This window comes from Serratia sp. L9 (assembly GCF_050632285.1).
Lineage (GTDB): Bacteria > Pseudomonadota > Gammaproteobacteria > Enterobacterales > Enterobacteriaceae > Chania.
This window is the reverse complement of sequence record NZ_CP192591.1, coordinates 533,904-553,298: the sequence shown is the minus strand read 5'-3', so window position 1 is coordinate 553,298 and position 19,395 is coordinate 533,904. Positions and strand designations below refer to the sequence as shown.

Genomic DNA, 19,395 nt, shown 5'->3' with positions numbered 1-19,395 from the left:
AGCATAATTCAATTTGCGGTTATAAAAGAGGATATACGTGCTTGCGTTATCCTTATAGACCCGTCGTCTTGCAAGCCGCAGCCTTTATTACGAACCCCATCGGTGGGTTTCACCCCTCACCAGGCGACAGATTTGTCACTTACCCCAGTGGCTTACTGGAGTATGCTCCAGGGGATGAGTGAGGTGGACGACGAGCTGCAACATGAAACTCATAAGGTATAGGAATAGTAGTTTTTACTGGGAGAAGGATCCGAAGGGGCCGATGTAATGAAAAAAGACGCTGTTTACACTGCTGCTGATAGCAATTGCTATTGCGATGGCGGTGTTGTTCCGGGCTCACAACCAGGATTTATTATTGCAGGGTGAGGTGGATGCCCCAGAAGTGATTGTTGTCTCCAAGGCCAAAGGACGGGTGATTGAGCGCCTGGTAGAGCGTGGGGATGATGTAAAAGCCGGGCAACTGATGATCCGGCTGGAAAGCCCGGAATTGATGGCGCAACTGCATGCGGCACAGGCCACGCGCGATGAGGCCAAGGCACAACTGGATGAATCGCTGCATGGCACCCGTGAAGAGAGCATCCGCAACTTGCGAGCCAACCTGGCACAGGCCGAAGCGGAATATCAAAATGCCCAGCACGATTACGATCGTAACCTGAGCGTCGCAAGTAAAGGCTACGTATCCAAATCCGAACTGGACAGCTCGCGCCGTTCGCGTGATACCGCCTATCAGCAAGTGCAGGCCGCCAAAGCCAATCTGGATGAAGGCATTAACGGCGATCGCATCGAGCTGCGGCAGAAATACCAGGCCGCGCTGCGCGCTGCAGAACAGAATCTGCTGGAAATTCAGGCCCAGACCGACGATTTGCAGGTTGTGGCACCGGTAGCTGGTGAAGTGGGGCCGATCCCGGCGGAGGTGGGTGAACTGCTGAACGCATCAAGCCCGTTGATGACGTTGGTTCGCCTACCGCAGGCGTACTTCGTGTTTAACCTGCGTGAAGATATTCTGGCGAATGTGCGCAAGGGCGATAAAGTCCAACTGCGTGTACCGGCGCTGCAAGACAAAATGATCGAAGCCGAAGTGCGCTATATCGCTCCATTGGGGGATTACGCTACCAAACGGGCCACCCGGGCTACCGGCGACTTTGATTTGAAAACCTTTGAAGTTCGTTTATATGCCTTGCAACCGCTTGATGGTCTGCGCCCAGGGATGAGTACCTTATGGCAATGGAAAGAGTAAGAGCAGGCTGGCGCTGTTTCAGCCACGCGTTTGGTAACGAATGCCGCATCGCTTTCCGCCAGCCGGTAGTGCATTGGCTGGGATGGATTTTCCCGTTGCTGCTGTTCGGCCTGATCAGCAGCAACTTCTCGGAAGGCACTTTGCTCGATCTGCCGGTATCGGTGGTAGATAACGATCACAGCTCATTGTCAAAAAACCTGACGCGCAGGCTGGATGCCGGTTCGCATGCTCACGTACAAGCCTATGAAGGCGGGTTGCCAGAGTCGTTACGCCGCCTGCGCAGCGCGCAGGATTTCGCATTACTCTCCATCCCGGTAGATTTCGAGGCGGATGCACTGGCGGGTAAGCAGCCGAACATCGTGCTGTATTACAACGCACTATTCTATGGCGCAGGGTTGTATGCTACGCAGGATTTCAGCGGCCTTATGGCCGAGGCCAATACCAATTACCGTTCGATCATGGCCAGTGCCATGGGGAAATCGCTGCCGCCGTTGGCGGATGTCACCCTCAACTATGGCAGCTTGTTCAATGCCAGCGGCAGTTACATTTACTATCAGCAGTTCGCCGCCACCATACATATGCTGCAACTGTTTGTGGTGACCTGCATGATTTACGTTATGGCACGCAGCAAGTCCTTGCTGAAGGCCAAACCGTTCAGCCTGGCCCTGCTGGGCAAACTGGCGCCTTATACCCTTTGCTTTACCGCATTGCTGATGGTTGAAATTGCTGCCCTGGTGGGCATTTTCGGCGCCCGCGTCAGCGGTAATCCGCTGTTCATGCTGATGATTGGTTTTTTCTATGTGATGGCGGCACAAAGTGTTGGCCTGTTGCTGTACACCTTTACCGGCAGCAGCATTACCGCCTACACCCTGATTGGGATGCTGGTGAGCATTGCATTGACCTTTTCAGGTCTGGCGGTGCCTGAGCTTTCCATGCCGCTGCCAGCGCGCATTATCTCGAATATTGAGCCGCTTACCCACGCCCTGTACGCCATGTTCGACGTCTTCCTGCGGCAGGTGCCTGCCAGTGCCATCCTCAGCGTATGTGCCCTGTTGTTGATCTACCCGCTGGTGACCGCCGTGCTGGTACGTAAAAGGCTGCCGCAGCGGTTGGCAAAAGAGGAGGCGGCAGCATGAAAAGTTACTGGCAAACCTTCAGCCGGGTATTGATCGGCATGCTGGAGCGGCCGATGTGGCTGATGCTGATCCTGTCGTTGTGCGTGATGAGCATGGTTTATGCCAACCGCACGGTGTGGGATTTGCCGGTAGCGGTGGTCGATCAGGATCACAGCACGGCCAGCCGCGAACTGATCCGCCAGTTGGATGCCACCTCAAAGATCTCCATTCAGATCTACGACGAACTAGATGAGGCCAAGCGCGATCTCGGTTGGCGCAAACTGTTTGCGGTGATCATCATGCCGGTGGATCTGGAGAAAAAGATCCTCAATGGTAAAAACCTCGAGATCCCGGTGTTCGGTGATGCCACCAATCGGCTGGCAAACGGCCAGATCCAACAGGACGTGGTGGCGGTGTACCAGCAGTTGCTAAATCAGTACAACGGTTCGCTGCTATTGCGCAGTGGTTTCAGTGAGCGGCAAGCGCAGGTGATCCTGACACCTATCCAGAGCCAGACGCTGGATGTGTTTAACCCTGGGATCAGCTTTGCGGCGATTATCTTCCCTGGCCTGTTGGTGATGTTATTGCAGCACTCCCTGCTGATTGCCTGCGTGCGCGTCAGCATTGTGCTGAAAGGGGCGCCGGGAGGTAAACCGTCGATCCCGGTTTATTTGGGGGGTTGTCGGCACTGATACCGATCTGGTTATTCCTGTCGATCGTATTGTTTGTGCTGTGGCCGTGGCTGCTGGGTTATCGCCAGACGGCGGCGATCCCAGAGATCCTGCTGTTGACGTTCCCTTTCCTGCTGGCGGTACTTGGTTTGGGTAAGCTGGTGACCGAATGCTTGCGCAGCGTGGAGATGATCTACCTGACGTTATCCTTTATCACCACCCCGGTATTTTACCTTTCCGGCACCATCTGGCCGTTGCAGGCAATGCCGCAATGGGTGCGGGCGGTTTCTTCAATGATCCCGTCAACCTGGGCGACCAAAGCTATAGCTGGGGTAAACCAGATGGGGTTATCGTTGCGTGATGTGGGCGGTGACGTGGCCATGTTGTTGCTGCTGGGGGCGATTTATACATTGATTGGCATTGGCGTGGGCCATGTGCGCAACCGCGTGGCGATGCGCAGCCTGTTCCGTAAACGCCGGGCTTCCTGATGAGGTTAAGGGGCCGCGAGCCTGGCCCCTGTCTAACGCGTTATTGCACCAACTCCAGCCCGGCTACGCGCCGCCAATAGCCGTTGCATTCGGCGTGATCGGTTAATGCCAGCGGTTGTGTGCCTTGCTCATTGGCACGGAAGCTGTCGATTAGCGCCAGGGTTTCCAATCCCTGTGGCGAAAGCCGCACAATATCCACCAACCCTTGCATACTTGCCAGCTCGTTACCCAGGTTATAGCAATAGCCACTCATGGTCTGAATGCCGTTGAGCACGAACACCTGCTGGTTCTCCTGCGAGTTGACTATGCGCCCCTGAGGATATTTGATGCAGCAGGTTTTGCATTCATCTTTGCCACGGTTTTCTGAGCGAGCGGTAAAGCAACGTGCAGAATAGGCCAAGGGCAGATGGCCATAACTCAACACTTCCACTTCAAACTGCTGGCGGAACCCCAACTCTTCGCATTGCTGCAGCAATGCGATCAGCCAGTCGCGGGAAAGCTCCACCGGCATGCACCAGCGCATCATGCCTTGCTTATGCAGCAGGCGCAGCGTGTAGGCGTTGTAACAGTTGAGGGCATGCCCGGCCACAAACGGCAGGCCACGGTCGGCGGCCATATTTACCGTGCCGAGGTCGTTGGCTTCGATCAGGAACTCCCCGTTTTCCACATAGCGCTTCAGTTCGTTCAGCTCTGAGGGCGCCTGCAACAGCGCCAAAGTGGAGATCACTACCTGTTTACCCGATTTGGCGATCTCCTGCGCCAGCGCCAGCCAATCAGCAACCTTCAGCTCACGCCGCTTGGTGCAGACGCTCTCGCCAAGATAAACGATCTCGGCGCTGCTGCTGGCGACCTGTTGGTAAAAGGCCTCCACCTCGGTTTTTGGCCAGTAGTAGAGCACCGGGCCTAATGCATATTTCATGGTTTCTCCTGCTACTGCCATTTGCGGTGATAAGCGCCAAGTGTGGTCTGGGTGCCTTCGGACATCGAGCCGAGCGTTTCCATCCAGGCAGCATCGGCCTGGTAGCTGGCCGGATTGGCCATACAGCGGTCGATCGCCTGGCGCCAGACGCGGGCCACCTGGCTGACATATGCCGGGCTACGTTGGCGGCCTTCGATCTTCACCGAAGCAATATTGGCGGCCAGCAGTTCCGGCAACAGTTCCAGCGTATTCAGGCTGGTGGGCTCTTCCAGCGGATGATAAAGCACGTTATCCACCAGATAGCGTCCTTTGCACAGCGTTGGATAACCGGCGTTTTCACCGTCCTGATAGCGATCGATCAGCACGTCATTCAGGCGCGATTCCATCCCTTGCGGTGTCTGCTGCCAGCGTACAAAACGGGCAGGGGAGCAGGCACCCACGGTGTTGGGGGATTCACCAGTCAGATAGGAGGAGAGGTAACAGCGCCCTTCGGCCATGATGCACAGGCTGCCAAAGGCAAACACCTCCAGCGGTACCGGGCTGGTGCGGGCCAACTGCTTCACCTGGTGCATGGAAAGCACACGCGGCAGCACCACGCGGGCGACATCAAAGTGGCGCTGATAAAAACGGATGGCTTCTTCATTAGTGGCGGAGGCCTGCACCGAAACGTGGCGTTCTACTTGCGGGTATCGTTCGGTGGCATACTCCAGCACCGCCAAATCCGCCAGGATCAGCGCGTCAGCCCCAAGTTGGGCCGCCATATCGACGGCGCGTTGCCAGCGGGCATAACCATCGGGATGAGCAAAGGTGTTGATGGCGATGTGCAGTTTACGGCCATGGCGGTGCACATAATCAGCCGCTTCCTGCAATTTTTTCTCGGTAAAGTTCAGCCCGGCGAAGTGGCGCGCATTGGTATCATCTTTCAGGCCGATGTAAACGGCATCTGCGCCATTATCCACCGCGGCTTTCAAGGCTGGCAGGTTGCCAGCGGGACAAAGCAGCTCCATAGGTCTATCCTGATTCAGTCGCATACCAGGCCAGGCATGCGCTGTAATAAGCGTTGCCGGGCAATTTCTTCGACCGGCAAAAATGTAAACGGGTGGGCAATTTTAGTAAACCCAAGGTTAACAAGCTTTGATTTGGGGCAGTTTCTGGCGTATTGGTATACCCATCGCCTTTCAAGCCGTACCCTGAGTGCCATAAGGTACAGAAGGGATAACACGAGCGTAAATTACACTATTTGTTGATATAGGCCGGTTACGCGTGGCATCAATGTGGCAAAATAGACTCAGATTGAGTCGAAAGGAGTGAATGACAGTGTTGGAAAAACTACGAGCACGTATTGTGCGTCAAGGGCCGTCGCTGTTGCGCGTACCGTTAAAATTCACGCCGTTTGCTCTGCAGCGCCAACTTCTGGAACAGGTGTTGGGCTGGCAGTTTCGTCAGGCACTGGCAGACGGCGATTTAGCATTTCTTGAATCGCGCTGGCTGAGGATTGAGGTCCGCGATCTGGCATTGCAATGGTTTATGACGGTTGAGAACGATAGGCTGGTGGTGAGCCAACAGGCTGAGGCTGATGTCAGTTTCAGTGGTGAAGCCAACGATCTGATCTTGATTGCAGCACGTAAACAAGATCCCGATACGCTGTTTTTCCAGCGTCGGTTGCAGATTGAAGGAGATACAGAATTGGGTCTGTATGTAAAAAATCTGATGGATGCCATCGATCTGGATGCTATGCCCGCGCCGTTACGCATAGGGTTGCTGCAGCTGGCAGATTTTGTTGAGGCAGGTTTGCAGGAGGGCACGGTGCAGTCTTCCCGTGTGCCGCAGCCATGCTGATCCGTGTAGAAATTCCGGTAGATGCCGCAGGCATTGATGCCCTGTTGCGTAAAGCATTTGGCCGCGATGACGAAGCCGAACTGGTGCAGCAACTGCGTGAAGACGGCTTGCTGACGCTGGGGATTGTCGCCACGGATGACGAAGGTGGCGTGGTAGGCTATGCCGCTTTCAGTCCGGTTGACGTTGCGGGTGTTGATCGCCAGTGGGTTGGCCTGGCGCCGTTAGCAGTAGAGGAAAGCCTGCGCCGCCAAGGGCTGGCTGAAAAGCTGGTTTACGAAGGGCTGGATGCGCTGAATGAATTCGGTTATGCCGCCGTTGTGGTGCTGGGTGAACCTGCTTACTACGGGCGTTTTGGCTTTAAAAATGCCGCCCAGTACGATCTGCACTGCCGCTGGCCAGGAACGGAAGCCGCATTCCAGGTTTACCCACTGGCGGAAAATGCGCTGAACGGCGTAAACGGGCGGGTAGAGTATTCGGCTCCCTTTAGTCGCTTTTAATCATTTTTAACTGCGGGCAGTAAGTAGGCCAATGAGAGAGGCCGGTCAATGACCAGCCTCTCTTTTTGTTTTTACCCAGTTGCTTAACCCGGTATTCCAGCCTCAATGCCGTAGAGCGATCCCCCACCAGGCAGTGAAAAACCAGATCCAGCTCCCCCTTCCCGCGCAGAGCTTTAGCCCCTTTGCCGGCCTGATGCTGTGCCAAACGCCGCGCGACATCGGTGGTAATGCCGGTATACAACATGCCGCTTGGCATCCGCAGCATATAAAGGTGCCAGACTGGTTCATTCATAACGGCCTGCGTAAAGTTTCGTGAGGATATCCGCCGCTATTTTTAAGGGTTACTCGCGACAGTTCAACTGATAAATGACGACGCTTATAATGGCATGAAACCCTTAAAAAACGCTGGGGTTCATCTCATTGAGTCAGGTGATCGCGTGAACGATCACCTGGGTGGCATAGGAATGATGGTGGGTTGTCTTAATCCTGCGGACCACTCGCCATTAATTATCGCTTATCATCGGCTCAAGACCCTGTTCAAAAATGACCTCTTGTACCGCCCCATTGTTGAGCACAATGGGCTTTGTTGAATAAATCATATTTGGAATAAGCATCCCCGTAGCAGGTCGGTGCCAGTCAGGCGATACGCACACTTTCAGGCATACCAGCCTTCGTTAGTCACATTATTCAGTGACAGGTCCGCACAGATGACTTCATGTGTTTTGCTGTCAACGGCCAGATGCAGCTTCCGCCAGATACGACGGCGTTCTTTACCGTGCTTTTTGACTTTCCACTCACCTTCACCGAAGACCTTCAGCCCGGTAGAATCAATCACCAGGTGTGCGATTTCACCCCGAGTGGGCGTTTTAAAACTGACGTTAACCGACTTAGCCCGCTTACTGACACTGGTGTAATCCGGGCTGCGCAACGGAACGCCCATCAGGGCAAAAATGGAATCAATAAAGCCCTGTGTGGCCCGCAGAGTCAGCCGGAATACGCGCTTAATCACCAGGACAGTCGTGATGGCAAGATCAGAATAGCGCTGAGGTCTCCCCCGTGATGAAGGTATTGCTGACTCATACCAGGCCTGAATAGTCTCGTCATCCAGCCAGAACGTCATGGAGCCTCGATTGATAAGGGCTTTGTTGTAAGTGCGCCAGTTGGTGATCCTGAACTTCTGCTTTGCCACGGGACTGTCTGCGTTGTCAGAGAATGCGTGATCTGATCCTTCAACTCAGCAAAAGTTCGATTTATTCAACAAAGCCCAAAAAAGAATAAATGTACTTCAATTTATAGCATAGTTAAGTGAGCATATTATGTATGTTAAAATACAAAAAAGTATCTTATAATCCTATTCTTTCTGCTTGTGATAATCATTGTTTTTGCAGTAATAAATCGCAACCACTTATTCCAATCGGATGTCATAAACTGCTCAACGCATATGATCATTAAAAATGGTCATACGCCTGATACTTGTATGGAAATCTATGTTAATTATAGAATGAAAAATGGAAAACTGATTGCTCGGATTGAGGGCGAAGTTCACCATCAAGGCAGGGAAAGTGGGCTGAGTCGGTTGGTATATCTTGATTATAAGAAAAATGGCAGCAACCTGAGTATTATCACTAATAAAATTGTTATTTCTCCCGTCGATAAGGTGAGTAATGATATATTAAAAGGCATGCTCCCACCGTTTTATCTCATGGTAGGAGCCAGTGCAGATATCTATATTTATCCATTTCATAACGCAGGTTATGTATTTTCTACGGGTATGACGCCGTCTTTAATTTGCCTAAATAAACATCGTTAGTTACAGAGCCCATACTGACATCGCCATATTATTTCCCCCAGAAAGGCCCATGACCAATCGAATCCCTGACGATAAGGTCTGAGGTAAAAAGATTGTCCTTCGAAAGATAACCGCCGTCGAGCATGGAAATCAGCCGGTTGATCACTTCGCTTATCATATCGCTAACCGGGTCTTTAACGCTGGATAATGCCGGGGACAGGTAGGGAGCCGTTGGCACGTTATCGAACCCGATAATAGAAACCTCGCCCGGCACGGCAATGCCCGCGTCGGTCAGTTTTTTAATGGCGCCAATGGCCATATCATCATTACTGGCGAGCACTGCGCTAAAGGCAACGTTATCCTTTAACAGAGATTCGATCGCTGCCGCGCCGCTGGCTGGCGTCCACTTTCCCTTGATGATGAGCTTATCCTGCAACTCGATCTGATGCTGATTTAATGCCTCTTTATAACCGGAAAGACGCTCGATCGCCGTCGGGGAATCCAACGACCCGGTAATAAAGGCGATATCCCGGTGGCCCTGCTTAATCAGGTATTTTGTCGCCATAAAACTGGCGCCTTTGTGGTCACAGCAGATGCAGTGGCTTTGGTTTTTCCGTAGCCTGCGGTTCGCCACCATAATCGGTTGTTTATGCTGTTCAATGATGTCATCCATCACGTCAACGGTTAAGAAACGCGGGTAGATGATTACCGCATCGCATTGTAAATCAAGAAGAAACTGAATCGCCTCCTGTTCTTCTTTGGCGCTGTGCTTGCCATCGACCAGAATAAGTTGTCGCCCGTTGTCTTCCAGTTTCTGGGCCGCCTGGGAAAGCAGCTCGCTGAAATAATTACCGTTGTAGAGCGTGTTGGTCACCACTATGCCAATACATTGAGATCTATTGGTTGCCAGATTTCTCGCCAGCAGATTTGGGCGATAGCCCGCCTCTTCAATGGCTTTATAAACCTGATCTTTAGTTGCCTGGCTGACGTACCCTTTGCCGGAAAGAACACGCGAAACAGTGGCTTTTGATACGCCTGCTTTGTTGGCCACTTCTTGCATGGTAGACATAGGGTTTTCCTGGCTCTTTGAAAATTAATCACATTCTATACCCAAAGTCATTGGAGTTGCAGCCTGGCGGCAAGAGAGTTAACCCCCCTGTAACCCATTTAGCCAAGAGACTGGGGTCCATCCCGCCGCCAATAACGCAGCAACTTCAAGTAACAAGGGTATCGGCATTCTGACGTGTCAGCGCAAATTATCGAGCGCGCCCATGTCGATCGTCATCACAAAATAGACAATAAATAAATTTATAGATTGATATTTAATCTGAATGTTTACACCATTGTGTGAAACCGGTTACTTACCTATGAGAGTTGGCCTCATGTCTAAGAATTATGCGGCAGTATCAGGATCGATTGTGGATGCACTTGGGGGCGTGAGTAATATCGCTGCGGTCACACATTGCATGACGCGTTTACGCTTTGTACTCAACGACGACACCCTTGTCGATGCCGCCAGACTAAAGGCGATCGGCGGAGTGCTGGGTGTGGTAAGAAGTGAAAACCAATGCCAGGTGATCATCGGCAACACGGTTTCACAAGCCTATGCCGAAGTGCTGAAATTGCTGCCTGAAGGGGCGCAGGCACAAGAGCCTGTACCGGCAAAAAACAAGATCACCCTGAAACGCATCGGGGCCGGGATCCTGGATGCGCTGATTGGCACCATGTCACCGCTTATCCCGGCAATTATCGGCGGTTCGATGGTGAAACTGCTGGCCATGATCCTCGATATGACGGGCGTATTCGAGAAAGGCTCCTCAACGCTGATCATTCTTAACGTGATTGGTGACGGGGCATTCTTCTTCCTGCCAGTGATGGTTGCTGCTTCTGCAGCGATAAAATTTAAAACCAATATGTCATTGGCTATCGCGATTGCCGGGGTGCTGGTGCATCCCAGCTTTATCGATTTAATGGCCAAAGCGGCGCAGGGGCAGCAGGTTGAATTTATGGGGTTATCGGTCACGGCGGTGAAATATACCTATACGGTGATCCCGGCGCTGTGTATGACCTGGCTACTCTCATATATCGAAAGATGGGTCGATCGCATTACCCCAGCCGTGACGAAAAACTTCCTCAAACCGATGCTGATCGTGTTGATCTCTGCGCCGATTGCCATTCTGTTGATCGGCCCGTTGGGTATCTGGATCGGTAGCGGTATTTCCGCGTTGGTGTACACCATCCACAGTTATCTGGGGTGGTTATCCGTGGCGATTATGGGCGGGTTGTGGCCACTGCTGGTGATGACCGGTATGCACCGCGTATTCACGCCAACCATCATTCAAACCATCGCGGAAACCGGCAAAGAGGGCATGGTAATGCCGTCAGAAATTGGGGCCAACCTCTCGTTGGGGGGCTCATCGCTGGCGGTGGCCTGGCGCACCAAAATCCGGAACTGCGCCAGACGGCGTTGGCCGCGGCGGCATCTGCTATCGTTGCCGGTATTTCAGAGCCTGCGCTTTATGGCGTGGCGGTGCGCCTGAAGCGCCCATTGATTGCCGCGCTGATCAGTGGGTTTGTCTGTGGCGGCGTTGCCGGGGTTGCCGGGTTGGCAAGCCATTCGATGGCCTCACCGGGCCTGTTTACCAGCGTCCAGTTCTTTGACCCGGCAAACCCGATGACCATTGTCTGGGTGTTTGGCGTGATGATCCTGGCGGTAGTGCTTTCCTTTGTTCTGACGCTGTTACTTGGCTTTGAAGACATTCCTGTCGCTGAAGATAATGAAAGTGAAAAAGCTAAATCGGCACCCGCGCTAACCGTATAACTTGTTGTAAAAATGCATAATTGAGAAGAGGTATCTTATGCCAGCATCTGTTTTCCCCACAGATTTTTTATGGGGTGGTGCGTTAGCTGCCAACCAGGCCGAGGGCGCTTATCTTGAAGGTGGCAAAGGGCTGACGACGGTTGATATGATCCCTCATGGTAAAGATCGGCTGGCGGTAAAGTTGGGCCAGGAAAAGCGCTTTACGCTACGTGAGGATGAGTTCTACCCAAGCCATTTGGGTATCGATTTTTATCACCGCTATAAAGAAGATATCGCCCTGATGGCGGAAATGGGGTTCAGCGTATTTCGTACCTCCATCGCCTGGAGCCGTATTTTCCCTAATGGTAATGAAACGGTCCCCAACGCGCAGGGCATTGCTTTTTACCGCGCGGTGTTCGCCGAATGTAAAAAACATGGCATAGAGCCGCTGGTGACCCTGTGCCACTTTGATGTACCGATGCATCTGGTGCGGGAATATGGTTCGTGGCGTAACAGGAAAATGGTGGAGTTTTTCACGCACTACGCCCGTACCTGTTTTGAAGCATTTGATGGGCAGGTGAAATACTGGCTCACCTTTAATGAAATCAACATCCTGCTGCACAGCCCGTTCTCTGGCGCGGGGTTGGTGTTCGAGAAAGACGATAACCAGGAGCAGGTGAAATACCAGGCTGCCCATCACGAGCTGTTAGCCAGCGCTTTAGCCACTAAAATTGCCCATGAGGTCAACCCGCATAATCAGGTTGGCTGTATGCTGGCCGGTGGCAATTTCTACCCCTGGTCGTGCAAACCCGAAGATGTGTGGGCCGCGCTGGAAAAAGACCGCGAAAACCTGTTCTTCATCGATGTTCAGGCCCGTGGAGCTTATCCCTCATACACAACACGCCTGTTCAAGGAAAAGGGCATTACCATCCAGATGGAGGAAGGTGATAGCGAGATCCTCAAAAACAGCGTCGATTTTGTCTCCTTCAGCTATTACGCTTCCCGCTGTGCATCGGCCGATATGAACGAGCACAACAGCAGCGCTGCCAACATCGTCAAGTCATTGAAGAACCCATATGTCCAAGCCAGCGAATGGGGTTGGGGCATCGATCCTCTGGGCCTGCGCATCACCATGAATATGATGTATGACCGCTACCAGAAACCGCTGTTCCTGGTGGAAAACGGTCTGGGTGCGAAAGACGAGATCAATGCGCAGGGCGAGATTGATGATGAATATCGCATCAGCTATTTGCGCGAACATATCAAAGCGATGGCGGATGCTATTGAGGACGGCATCCCGGTAATGGGTTACACCTCCTGGGGCTGCATTGATCTGGTATCTGCCTCCACCGGGGAGATGAGTAAACGCTATGGTTTGGTTTATGTCGACCGCGACGATCAAGGTAATGGAACATTAGCCAGAACCAGAAAGAAATCGTTCTATTGGTACAAAAAAGTCATCGCCAGTAACGGTTCAGATTTAAGCTAATCAAAAAGGGGATATCGGCGATACGGTATTCCCTTTTGTTTCGCACCTTCATTTATCCTCTTCTGCTGACCTTATTTTTGATAAGTTATCTAATACTCTGATTTTAAATAGATAAAAAATAGCCGTGAAAAAAAGGTATTTCTCCCTTTAACATAACGACGCTTGGCATATCAGAGAGTTATGGTTACTCTGCAACAGTTCACTGCCGTACAGGCAGCTTAGAAAAGGGAAGCCAGGAGGCTAAGGCAGAACTCAAGGTTCACTGCCGTACAGGCAGCTTAGAAACCTTTGGCATTACACCTGAACCCATACACAGCGTTCACTGCCGTACAGGCAGCTTAGAAACACAAACTGCGATGATGGACGCTGGCCAAATCGGTTCACTGCCGTACAGGCAGCTTAGAAATGGCTGCTGGTTTGAAAAATGTTGATGATAGTGTTCACTGCCGTACAGGCAGCTTAGAAACCGGTTTGCTACTTCTTCAATTGGCCTGTCGGTTGTTCACTGCCGTACAGGCAGCTTAGAAATGATGAAGCCCAGCGCGGATCGAAGTGATTTTGTTCACTGCCGTACAGGCAGCTTAGAAACATAGCGCGGCATTTCGATGATGGATTAACTCGTTCACTGCCGTACAGGCAGCTTAGAAAAATTGCGCCACCTCTAATGCGGATATATGGCCGTTCACTGCCGTACAGGCAGCTTAGAAATAAAGGCCGCATGAAAGACCTGCTGATGTGTAGTGGATCACAAAATTAGGACACCGGGATAACCTGTCTCCACTGTTCTTCATACGCACAAGGGGGTATACCCCCGTTATGCGTATGAGGACGAAAAACGTTGTAATAACCGTTTATCCAATTGCTGATATCACGTATCGCATTGCCAAAATCAACATAGCCTCCCTTTGGCAACCACTCACTTTTTAGACTACGAAATACCCTTTCCATTGGTGAATTATCCAGGCAATTCCCTCTGCGACTCATGCTTTGCATTACCCCATATAGCCAGAGTAACCTTCTATATTTATTGCTTTTATATTGACTGCCTTGGACGGAATGAAAAAGCAGACGACCATTGCGAGGGCGAGTTTCCAATGCATTACGTAAAGCCCTACACACCAGGTCAGCGTCAGCTGTTAATGACAGAGCTGACCCCACAATCCGGCGTGCATATAAATCCACAACCAAAGCGAGATAACACCATTTATCCTGTAAACGAACAAAACTGATATCGCCACACCACACGCGATTGGGGGCTGAAGGGGTAAATCTGCGACCCAATATGTTGGGTAATGCAGGACTGTTATTATCGTTTATTCGGTAATGGTGTTTACGCGGTTGACAGCTTGTCAGGCCGCACTCTGTCATCAAGCGTCGCGCCAACCATCGACCTACATCACATCCACTCTGGCGCAACATTTGGCTAAGTGTACGGCTGCCTGCCGCACCACGACTGAGTGCATGAAATGCTCTCAGTCGGCTACGTAACTCCACTCTACGAGCATCAAGGGGACGTCTTACATAAGCATAATAAACGCTGCGATGAACCCCCAGCAAACGGCAGAGTGTCACTATCGGCCATTTCACCTTTAGCCGTGTGATTAGCGGACAGATTTTCCGGGGATTTCGCTCATCAACACGGCAGCCTGCTTTAGTATTTCTTTTTCCATCTCAAGGCGCTTTATCTGCGCTTTAAGCTGCTGAATTTCCCGCTGTTCGGGGGTATAGCGTTCCCCATCGGCTCAATGCCGCGGAGTTCTTGTTGATAAAGCCGTATCCATTTACGCAGATGGTCAGGATTGAGTTCAAGTGATTGAGCAACCTCTCGAACATCGCGCTGATATTTAACGACTTGCTCGATAGCTTCAAGTTTAAACTCTGGGGAGAATGTGCGTTTGGTTCGCCGAGTTTTGAGCATGTATCACCTCATATTCACTGTTTTAACATTAACAGGTTTTAGAGATGTCCTGAATGACCGAACCACTACACTTCCATACCACCAAATTTCGCTTTCCAATTGTAGTACGAGGCCTCAGATATCCCTGCTTCACGGCAGACATCTTTGACAGTACGTCCGGCTTCAACGGACTTCAAAACGGCGATGATCTGGTGTTCGGTGAATCGAGTTTTGCGCATAGCGATCTCCTCAATGGGACATAATCAGTATGTCGGAAGATCTCTAAAAGTGAATGGTTCGTTTTGCCGGGATACTTACACTATCCCCTTGCTCTTGAACGGCATCACCATAGAACCCACATTATATTTCAATAAAGGTAAATGATTGTAACTATATAGAATGTGTATTGTTTCAGTGGGGGATTATTGGTACCTTTCTTCTCAATATCCATATCTTAATCAAGGGAATATCATGAAGAAAATCTCAGGCATTATCAGTTCATTACTACTGATTTCTAGCTCAGCATGGGCAGCAGCACCTGCTGCAGATTGTGTGAAAACAGACAAAACGAATATTGAAGGCCTATTTGACCGTTGGAATAATTCATTAAAAACTGGTGATGCTAAAAAGGTTGCTGATACATATCTTAGTGATGCAGTTTTATTGCCAACGGTCTCAAATAAAGTTCGCCTGACTGATGCTGAACGCATAGATTACTTTGAACATTTCCTAGAAAAAAGCCGGTTGGTAAGATTGACACCCGAACTATCCGCCTAGGTTGCAATAAAGCAATAGACACCGGTACGTACACCTTTACGTTCGCCGATAAAACAGAAGTTTCTGCTCGTTATACGTTCACTTACGCCTGGAATGGCAGTGAGTGGAAAATCTCCTCACACCATTCCTCAGCAATGCCTGAAGCTTGATGTTCATACGGCTTGATGTTCATACGGGTAGCAACAAAAGTCACCATCTATAAACGATGGATAACGCGCGGAGCGACCATTGCTGACTCTGACGTTATGGACAGAAAACCAAGGCATGATTCGTCAGCCGGGTTATGATGCAGCCCGAAGCAGAACTGACTCCTTGTTTCGTCTAAGCTTCTTGGCTATTTTCGTCAGGGACCTGACATTGGCTTTTTTGTGCCAGGTTCCTGACGTCATCAAAAGCAACATCGGCCTAAAAAGGTGCGCCAGATCCGATTGCGGCTTCAGTCTGTCTTCCCTCAGCCTCAAGGGCCAGACGCTGGCTTATACCCTGGAGAATAATCAGAGGGGAAAGAAAACTACGCATCACGGTTCATCGGGTTGATGTACGAAAAAGAGCCTCAGCTGAAAATAGCCCAGCAGTTGGCACTCGACTTCTACAGAATGTTGAAAACGAAAAATAAAACACTGTTAAATCCGTGGTTCATCAATGTACGCGAAAGCGGACTGGTTGACCTTCAACGGGTTGCAGCAGGAATTGAATCTGACGCAGCCGCAATAGTTGAAGTTGTTTATTGTAGGTGAAGTAGCTGAGTTGTTGAGGGAAATGTAAACCGACTGAAGATGTAGAAACGCCAGATGTATGGTCGTGCCGGGTTCGAGCTGCTGAGACGGCAGTCTTGCAGGATCAGATCCAACCAGTCGCGAAAGACAATCTAATACAAATCGAGATGATTGACACATCTGTTATGCAGCGCGATAGGGAGCAAACATGAAATACAATAATAATACATTCGCATTTATCAGCGTGATGTTGTGATCTGCTCTTTAGTGGTTATATATTCGACAATGACCTAACTAAGAATATGGATATAAAGTGAACGGAGTGCTTTTTCACCACACTCCATCTGCTCACAGATCATATTCCTCACCTATTTCTGTTGTTGGTGGAGGTTTGGATATAGAGAATTATCATCGGTAAGCCTGTTTTTTGAACAGGCTTACCGATGATAATAAAGTATAGGGCAGAATTGTCTATCGGGGCAAAGTCAGCCCACCTTACTCAGTTGAGTTTCCAACTTTTGGGCTGCAGTTCTAACTGGCGGGACGGTTGATTATACTGCTGGAAAAAAGCTTTAATCCCTAGTAGTAGGCTATAAGAAAAATAGTGGTGATATCTATTATCAAAATGGAGATAATTTTTTAGATATGAGCAGGATTTATCCTAATTCTAGGAATTAGCTTTTGATGTTCAGCTCGGTCATGCCATCGACGAATGTATAACTCCAATTGGTTATGTTGCGTGGCGTTGTGAAAAATTATTTAAGTTACTCGAAAGACAAATAAGTCTTTTAAGGACAATGTAGAAATAAGTCAGCGTAGGCTGTTGTTTATAGTCGTTTTAGTAACACTTATATCACCGGTGCTCAGTTGCTCACGTAGGTAATAGCGCGCAACATAAATATTCATGTCACAATAGTTAGCATCCTCTCGGCTTTTAGTCCAGTGATGTTGAAGTGGCATTTTTTCAGTCCTTAAACGGCGGCACAATGTCTGTTAATCCTGTCGTGCCTTTTATTTTCAATTGTTTTTATTGCCTTTTTCATGGTTAACCTTAAGTTAAGATTGAATTGGTGACAGGGTGACAGTAAAAAACTTATCATTCAAGCGCGGGAATGTGCACTCTTTTACCCACAAAATCCCAGTCGATGATACCCATCCTTCTTAAGTTAGTCTGCCTAGGCTTGTGCTCCATTATAGTTAAATTAAGCTATATTTTAAATATACTACAGCCAATATGCCGATTGTGTATAATTACATACCGATTTTTTAATTATTTATAATTATTATCTATAGTTATTCTATTAATTTGGAGTTGTCGCCTTCATGTTTAAATTATTCTTAAGTATTGGTGGGTGAATGGAAAATATCTGTATTTATGCTTTTAATTATTAATTGAAGTTGTTATAGTTATCGGCGTAAAGCGAGATTTATCCTGTTGTTGTGATTTTATTTTTCATGCATGAAGTGTTTTTTAATAAAACAATGTATGTCCACGTGTGGTTATTTATTGGCTTAATGTTCGCAAACTGATTATAGCATAGTGTGACTCACTTGATGATTTTTCGGAATGTTATTTCCTTTCTCCCCCGTTTTTTATAATGGGAGGGGGAAGGAAAAGCCTTCATTTTATTATCGCTGAAAGAAGCATGCTGTGGTTTTACTGATTTTGGGGCGGTGTGAGCAGAATAACGCTTTATATCGTGTCCAGAGCCCCTGTCTGTAACTGTGTTTCTGGCCTAAGGGGCGGGCCTACTCTCAACCAATGGAATTCAATGCCTAACTACGCATTTATTTTAATCAAGGAATAAGTACACATGAAAAAGAAAATTATTGCTGCACTGTTTGTTAGCGTCTTCTCTGCCTATGCTGTGGCGGATGATGGCCAAATCAACTTTGTGGGCTCTATCACCGATGATGCTTGCACAGTTACAAACAACATGAGCAATCCATTGACCGTGACGCTAGGCAATGTGGCCAGCGCCGCGTTCTCTAACGGTTCCCTGACCGCAGCACCGACTGCATTCACCCTTAAACTGGACAGTTGCCCGGCAAGCGTGGTGACCGCCAAAGTGGTGTTCGACGGTACCGCAGACGCCAACGATAACACCCTGCTGGCCCTGACACCGGGTGCTGACGTGGCAACTAACGTGGGTATTCAGTTGATGGATCATAACAACGCCGTTGTACCGTTGTACACCGCCTCTTCAGCATACCCGCTGTCAGCCGGTACCAACGATCTTGCCTTCGTCGCCCGTTACTTTGCAACTGCGTTGCCCGTGACGGCCGGTTCAGCGAATTCAACCAGCAGCTTCACCATCGTTTACAACTAATTACTCGTCACTTACCGACGAGTTCTGTGCCGGAAAGTAACGCCTGCGGGCCGACTCAGGTGGGCCCGTATTTTTAGGAGCTGTGCATTATTATGAATATCCGGTTTAAAGCTCTTTCTCTCTCCTTACTGCTGAGTGGCACGCTGGTGCACGCTGCCGAGACGGGCGGCGTGACCGTCGGTGGCACACGCGTGATTTACGAGGGCGGCAAGAAGGAGGCTTCACTGAGCGTCACCAACTCTGACATCCATCCCTATCTCATCCAGTCTTGGGCGGAGCACCCAAACGGCGGTGCTGAGAAAGCCCCTTTATTGTTACCCCGCCGCTGTTTCGCCTGGAAGGTAACGAGCAGAACTTGCTGCGTATCATCCGCACCGGCGGCAATCTGCTCGAGGATCGGGAATCGCTTTACTGGCTGAATATCAAATCCATCCCGTCTGACGGTAATCAGGAAAACGTCAACACCTTAAAAATCGCGGTGAAAACCCGCATCAAACTGCTCTACCGCCCGAAGGGGCTGAAAGGGGTCCCCGAAGACGTGACGAATAAATTGACCTGGTCACAGAACGGCACGCGTTTAAGTGTTACCAACCCGACGCCGTTTGTGATGAATTTCAATGGGGTCAAAGTAGGCGGACGTGACATTAAAGACGCCACCTATGTGCTGCCGATGAGCCAGGCCACCTTTACCGTGCCGGCGAATGTTAGCGGCAAAGTGAGCTGGAAATTGATCAACGATTACGGCGGTGTCGGGCCGGAGCACGTGAACGGACAGTAACATGATGTCTATGCGGAGCATGAATATTCAGGATTTTTGTGAGCAAACGGAGT

10 protein-coding genes, 9 pseudogenes and 1 CRISPR repeat array are annotated in these 19,395 nt (G+C 50.1%); of the genes and pseudogenes, 12 read left to right on the top strand and 7 right to left on the bottom strand.

Annotated elements, in window-relative coordinates; genetic code table 11:
* Nucleotides 1–316: 316 nt before the first annotated feature.
* From ACQ86O_RS02620 to ACQ86O_RS02610, 3 genes and pseudogenes are all read left to right on the top strand, one after another.
* Nucleotides 317–1,237, top strand: coding sequence for an HlyD family secretion protein (locus ACQ86O_RS02620; RefSeq protein ID WP_431224017.1), 921 nt, complete (start codon nt 317–319; stop codon nt 1,235–1,237).
* The gene (locus ACQ86O_RS02615) at nt 1,219–2,373 is read left to right on the top strand and encodes an ABC transporter permease (RefSeq protein WP_431224016.1); all 1,155 of its coding nucleotides are present in this window, start codon (nt 1,219–1,221) and stop codon (nt 2,371–2,373) included. The genes ACQ86O_RS02620 and ACQ86O_RS02615 overlap by 19 nt, the downstream gene beginning before the upstream one ends.
* Nucleotides 2,370–3,511 (top strand): annotated as a pseudogene (locus tag ACQ86O_RS02610) (ABC transporter permease). The gene ACQ86O_RS02615 and the pseudogene ACQ86O_RS02610 overlap by 4 nt, the downstream one beginning before the upstream one ends.
* Nucleotides 3,512–3,551: 40 nt before the next feature.
* On the opposite strand, the gene ACQ86O_RS02605 reads toward ACQ86O_RS02610, so the two are convergent.
* Both ACQ86O_RS02605 and ubiU read right to left on the bottom strand, forming a co-directional pair.
* Nucleotides 3,552–4,430 carry a U32 family peptidase gene (locus tag ACQ86O_RS02605; protein ID WP_431224015.1) on the bottom strand — a complete coding sequence of 293 codons (879 nt, stop codon included), beginning with the start codon at nt 4,428–4,430 and terminating at the stop codon, nt 3,552–3,554.
* Nucleotides 4,431–4,441: 11 nt separating this feature from the next.
* On the bottom strand, nt 4,442–5,437 hold the full coding sequence (gene ubiU, locus ACQ86O_RS02600; RefSeq protein WP_431224014.1) for a ubiquinone anaerobic biosynthesis protein UbiU: 996 nt from the start codon (nt 5,435–5,437) through the stop codon (nt 4,442–4,444).
* 310 nt (nt 5,438–5,747) lie between these two features.
* Here ubiU and ubiT point away from each other — a divergent pair, with 310 nt between their 5' ends.
* The gene (gene ubiT / locus ACQ86O_RS02595; protein ID WP_431225632.1) at nt 5,748–6,269 is read left to right on the top strand and encodes a ubiquinone anaerobic biosynthesis accessory factor UbiT; all 522 of its coding nucleotides are present in this window, start codon (nt 5,748–5,750) and stop codon (nt 6,267–6,269) included.
* A complete protein-coding gene (locus ACQ86O_RS02590) occupies nt 6,263–6,766 on the top strand; it encodes a GNAT family N-acetyltransferase (RefSeq protein ID WP_431224013.1) in 504 nt (167 codons plus the stop codon). Before ubiT ends, ACQ86O_RS02590 begins: the two co-directional genes overlap by 7 nt.
* On the opposite strand, the pseudogene ACQ86O_RS02585 reads toward ACQ86O_RS02590, so the two are convergent.
* Both ACQ86O_RS02585 and ACQ86O_RS02580 read right to left on the bottom strand, forming a co-directional pair.
* Nucleotides 6,763–7,058: pseudogene (locus tag ACQ86O_RS02585) on the bottom strand (GIY-YIG nuclease family protein). The gene ACQ86O_RS02590 and the pseudogene ACQ86O_RS02585 sit on opposite strands and share 4 nt — an antisense overlap.
* A gap of 381 nt (nt 7,059–7,439) precedes the next feature.
* A pseudogene (locus tag ACQ86O_RS02580) lies at nt 7,440–7,999 on the bottom strand (IS5 family transposase); the annotation flags it as partial.
* 244 nt (nt 8,000–8,243) lie between these two features.
* On the opposite strand from ACQ86O_RS02580, the gene ACQ86O_RS02575 reads away from it, so the two are divergent.
* Nucleotides 8,244–8,576 carry a hypothetical protein gene (locus ACQ86O_RS02575; protein ID WP_431224012.1) on the top strand — a complete coding sequence of 111 codons (333 nt, stop codon included), beginning with the start codon at nt 8,244–8,246 and terminating at the stop codon, nt 8,574–8,576.
* A gap of 28 nt (nt 8,577–8,604) precedes the next feature.
* On the opposite strand, the gene ACQ86O_RS02570 is transcribed toward ACQ86O_RS02575, so the two are convergent.
* The gene (locus ACQ86O_RS02570; protein WP_431224011.1) at nt 8,605–9,624 is read right to left on the bottom strand and encodes a LacI family DNA-binding transcriptional regulator; all 1,020 of its coding nucleotides are present in this window, start codon (nt 9,622–9,624) and stop codon (nt 8,605–8,607) included.
* A gap of 313 nt (nt 9,625–9,937) precedes the next feature.
* Here ACQ86O_RS02570 and ascF point away from each other — a divergent pair.
* Nucleotides 9,938–11,376 (top strand): annotated as a pseudogene (ascF, locus tag ACQ86O_RS02565) (PTS cellobiose/arbutin/salicin transporter subunit IIBC).
* Between the two features lie 37 nt (nt 11,377–11,413).
* Complete coding sequence (locus tag ACQ86O_RS02560) at nt 11,414–12,844, top strand: 6-phospho-beta-glucosidase (protein WP_431224010.1); 1,431 nt, start codon at nt 11,414–11,416, stop codon at nt 12,842–12,844.
* Nucleotides 12,845–13,041: 197 nt separating this feature from the next.
* Nucleotides 13,042–13,552: direct repeats of the CRISPR family, unit length 28 nt; unit sequence GTTCACTGCCGTACAGGCAGCTTAGAAA.
* 45 nt (nt 13,553–13,597) lie between these two features.
* Here ACQ86O_RS02560 and ACQ86O_RS02555 read toward each other — a convergent pair.
* Both ACQ86O_RS02555 and ACQ86O_RS02550 read right to left on the bottom strand, forming a co-directional pair.
* Nucleotides 13,598–14,762: pseudogene (locus tag ACQ86O_RS02555) on the bottom strand (IS3 family transposase).
* Between the two features lie 71 nt (nt 14,763–14,833).
* Nucleotides 14,834–14,980, bottom strand: a pseudogene (locus tag ACQ86O_RS02550) (transposase); the annotation flags it as partial.
* 160 nt (nt 14,981–15,140) lie between these two features.
* On the opposite strand from ACQ86O_RS02550, the pseudogene ACQ86O_RS02545 reads away from it, so the two are divergent.
* From ACQ86O_RS02545 to ACQ86O_RS02530, 4 genes and pseudogenes are all read left to right on the top strand, one after another.
* A pseudogene (locus tag ACQ86O_RS02545) lies at nt 15,141–15,667 on the top strand (SgcJ/EcaC family oxidoreductase).
* A gap of 260 nt (nt 15,668–15,927) precedes the next feature.
* Nucleotides 15,928–16,297, top strand: a pseudogene (locus ACQ86O_RS02540) (ISL3 family transposase); the annotation flags it as partial.
* 1,751 nt (nt 16,298–18,048) lie between these two features.
* A complete protein-coding gene (locus tag ACQ86O_RS02535) occupies nt 18,049–18,564 on the top strand; it encodes a fimbrial protein (RefSeq protein ID WP_431224009.1) in 516 nt (171 codons plus the stop codon).
* Between the two features lie 92 nt (nt 18,565–18,656).
* Nucleotides 18,657–19,342, top strand: a pseudogene (locus ACQ86O_RS02530) (fimbrial biogenesis chaperone).
* Nucleotides 19,343–19,395 lie beyond the last annotated feature (53 nt).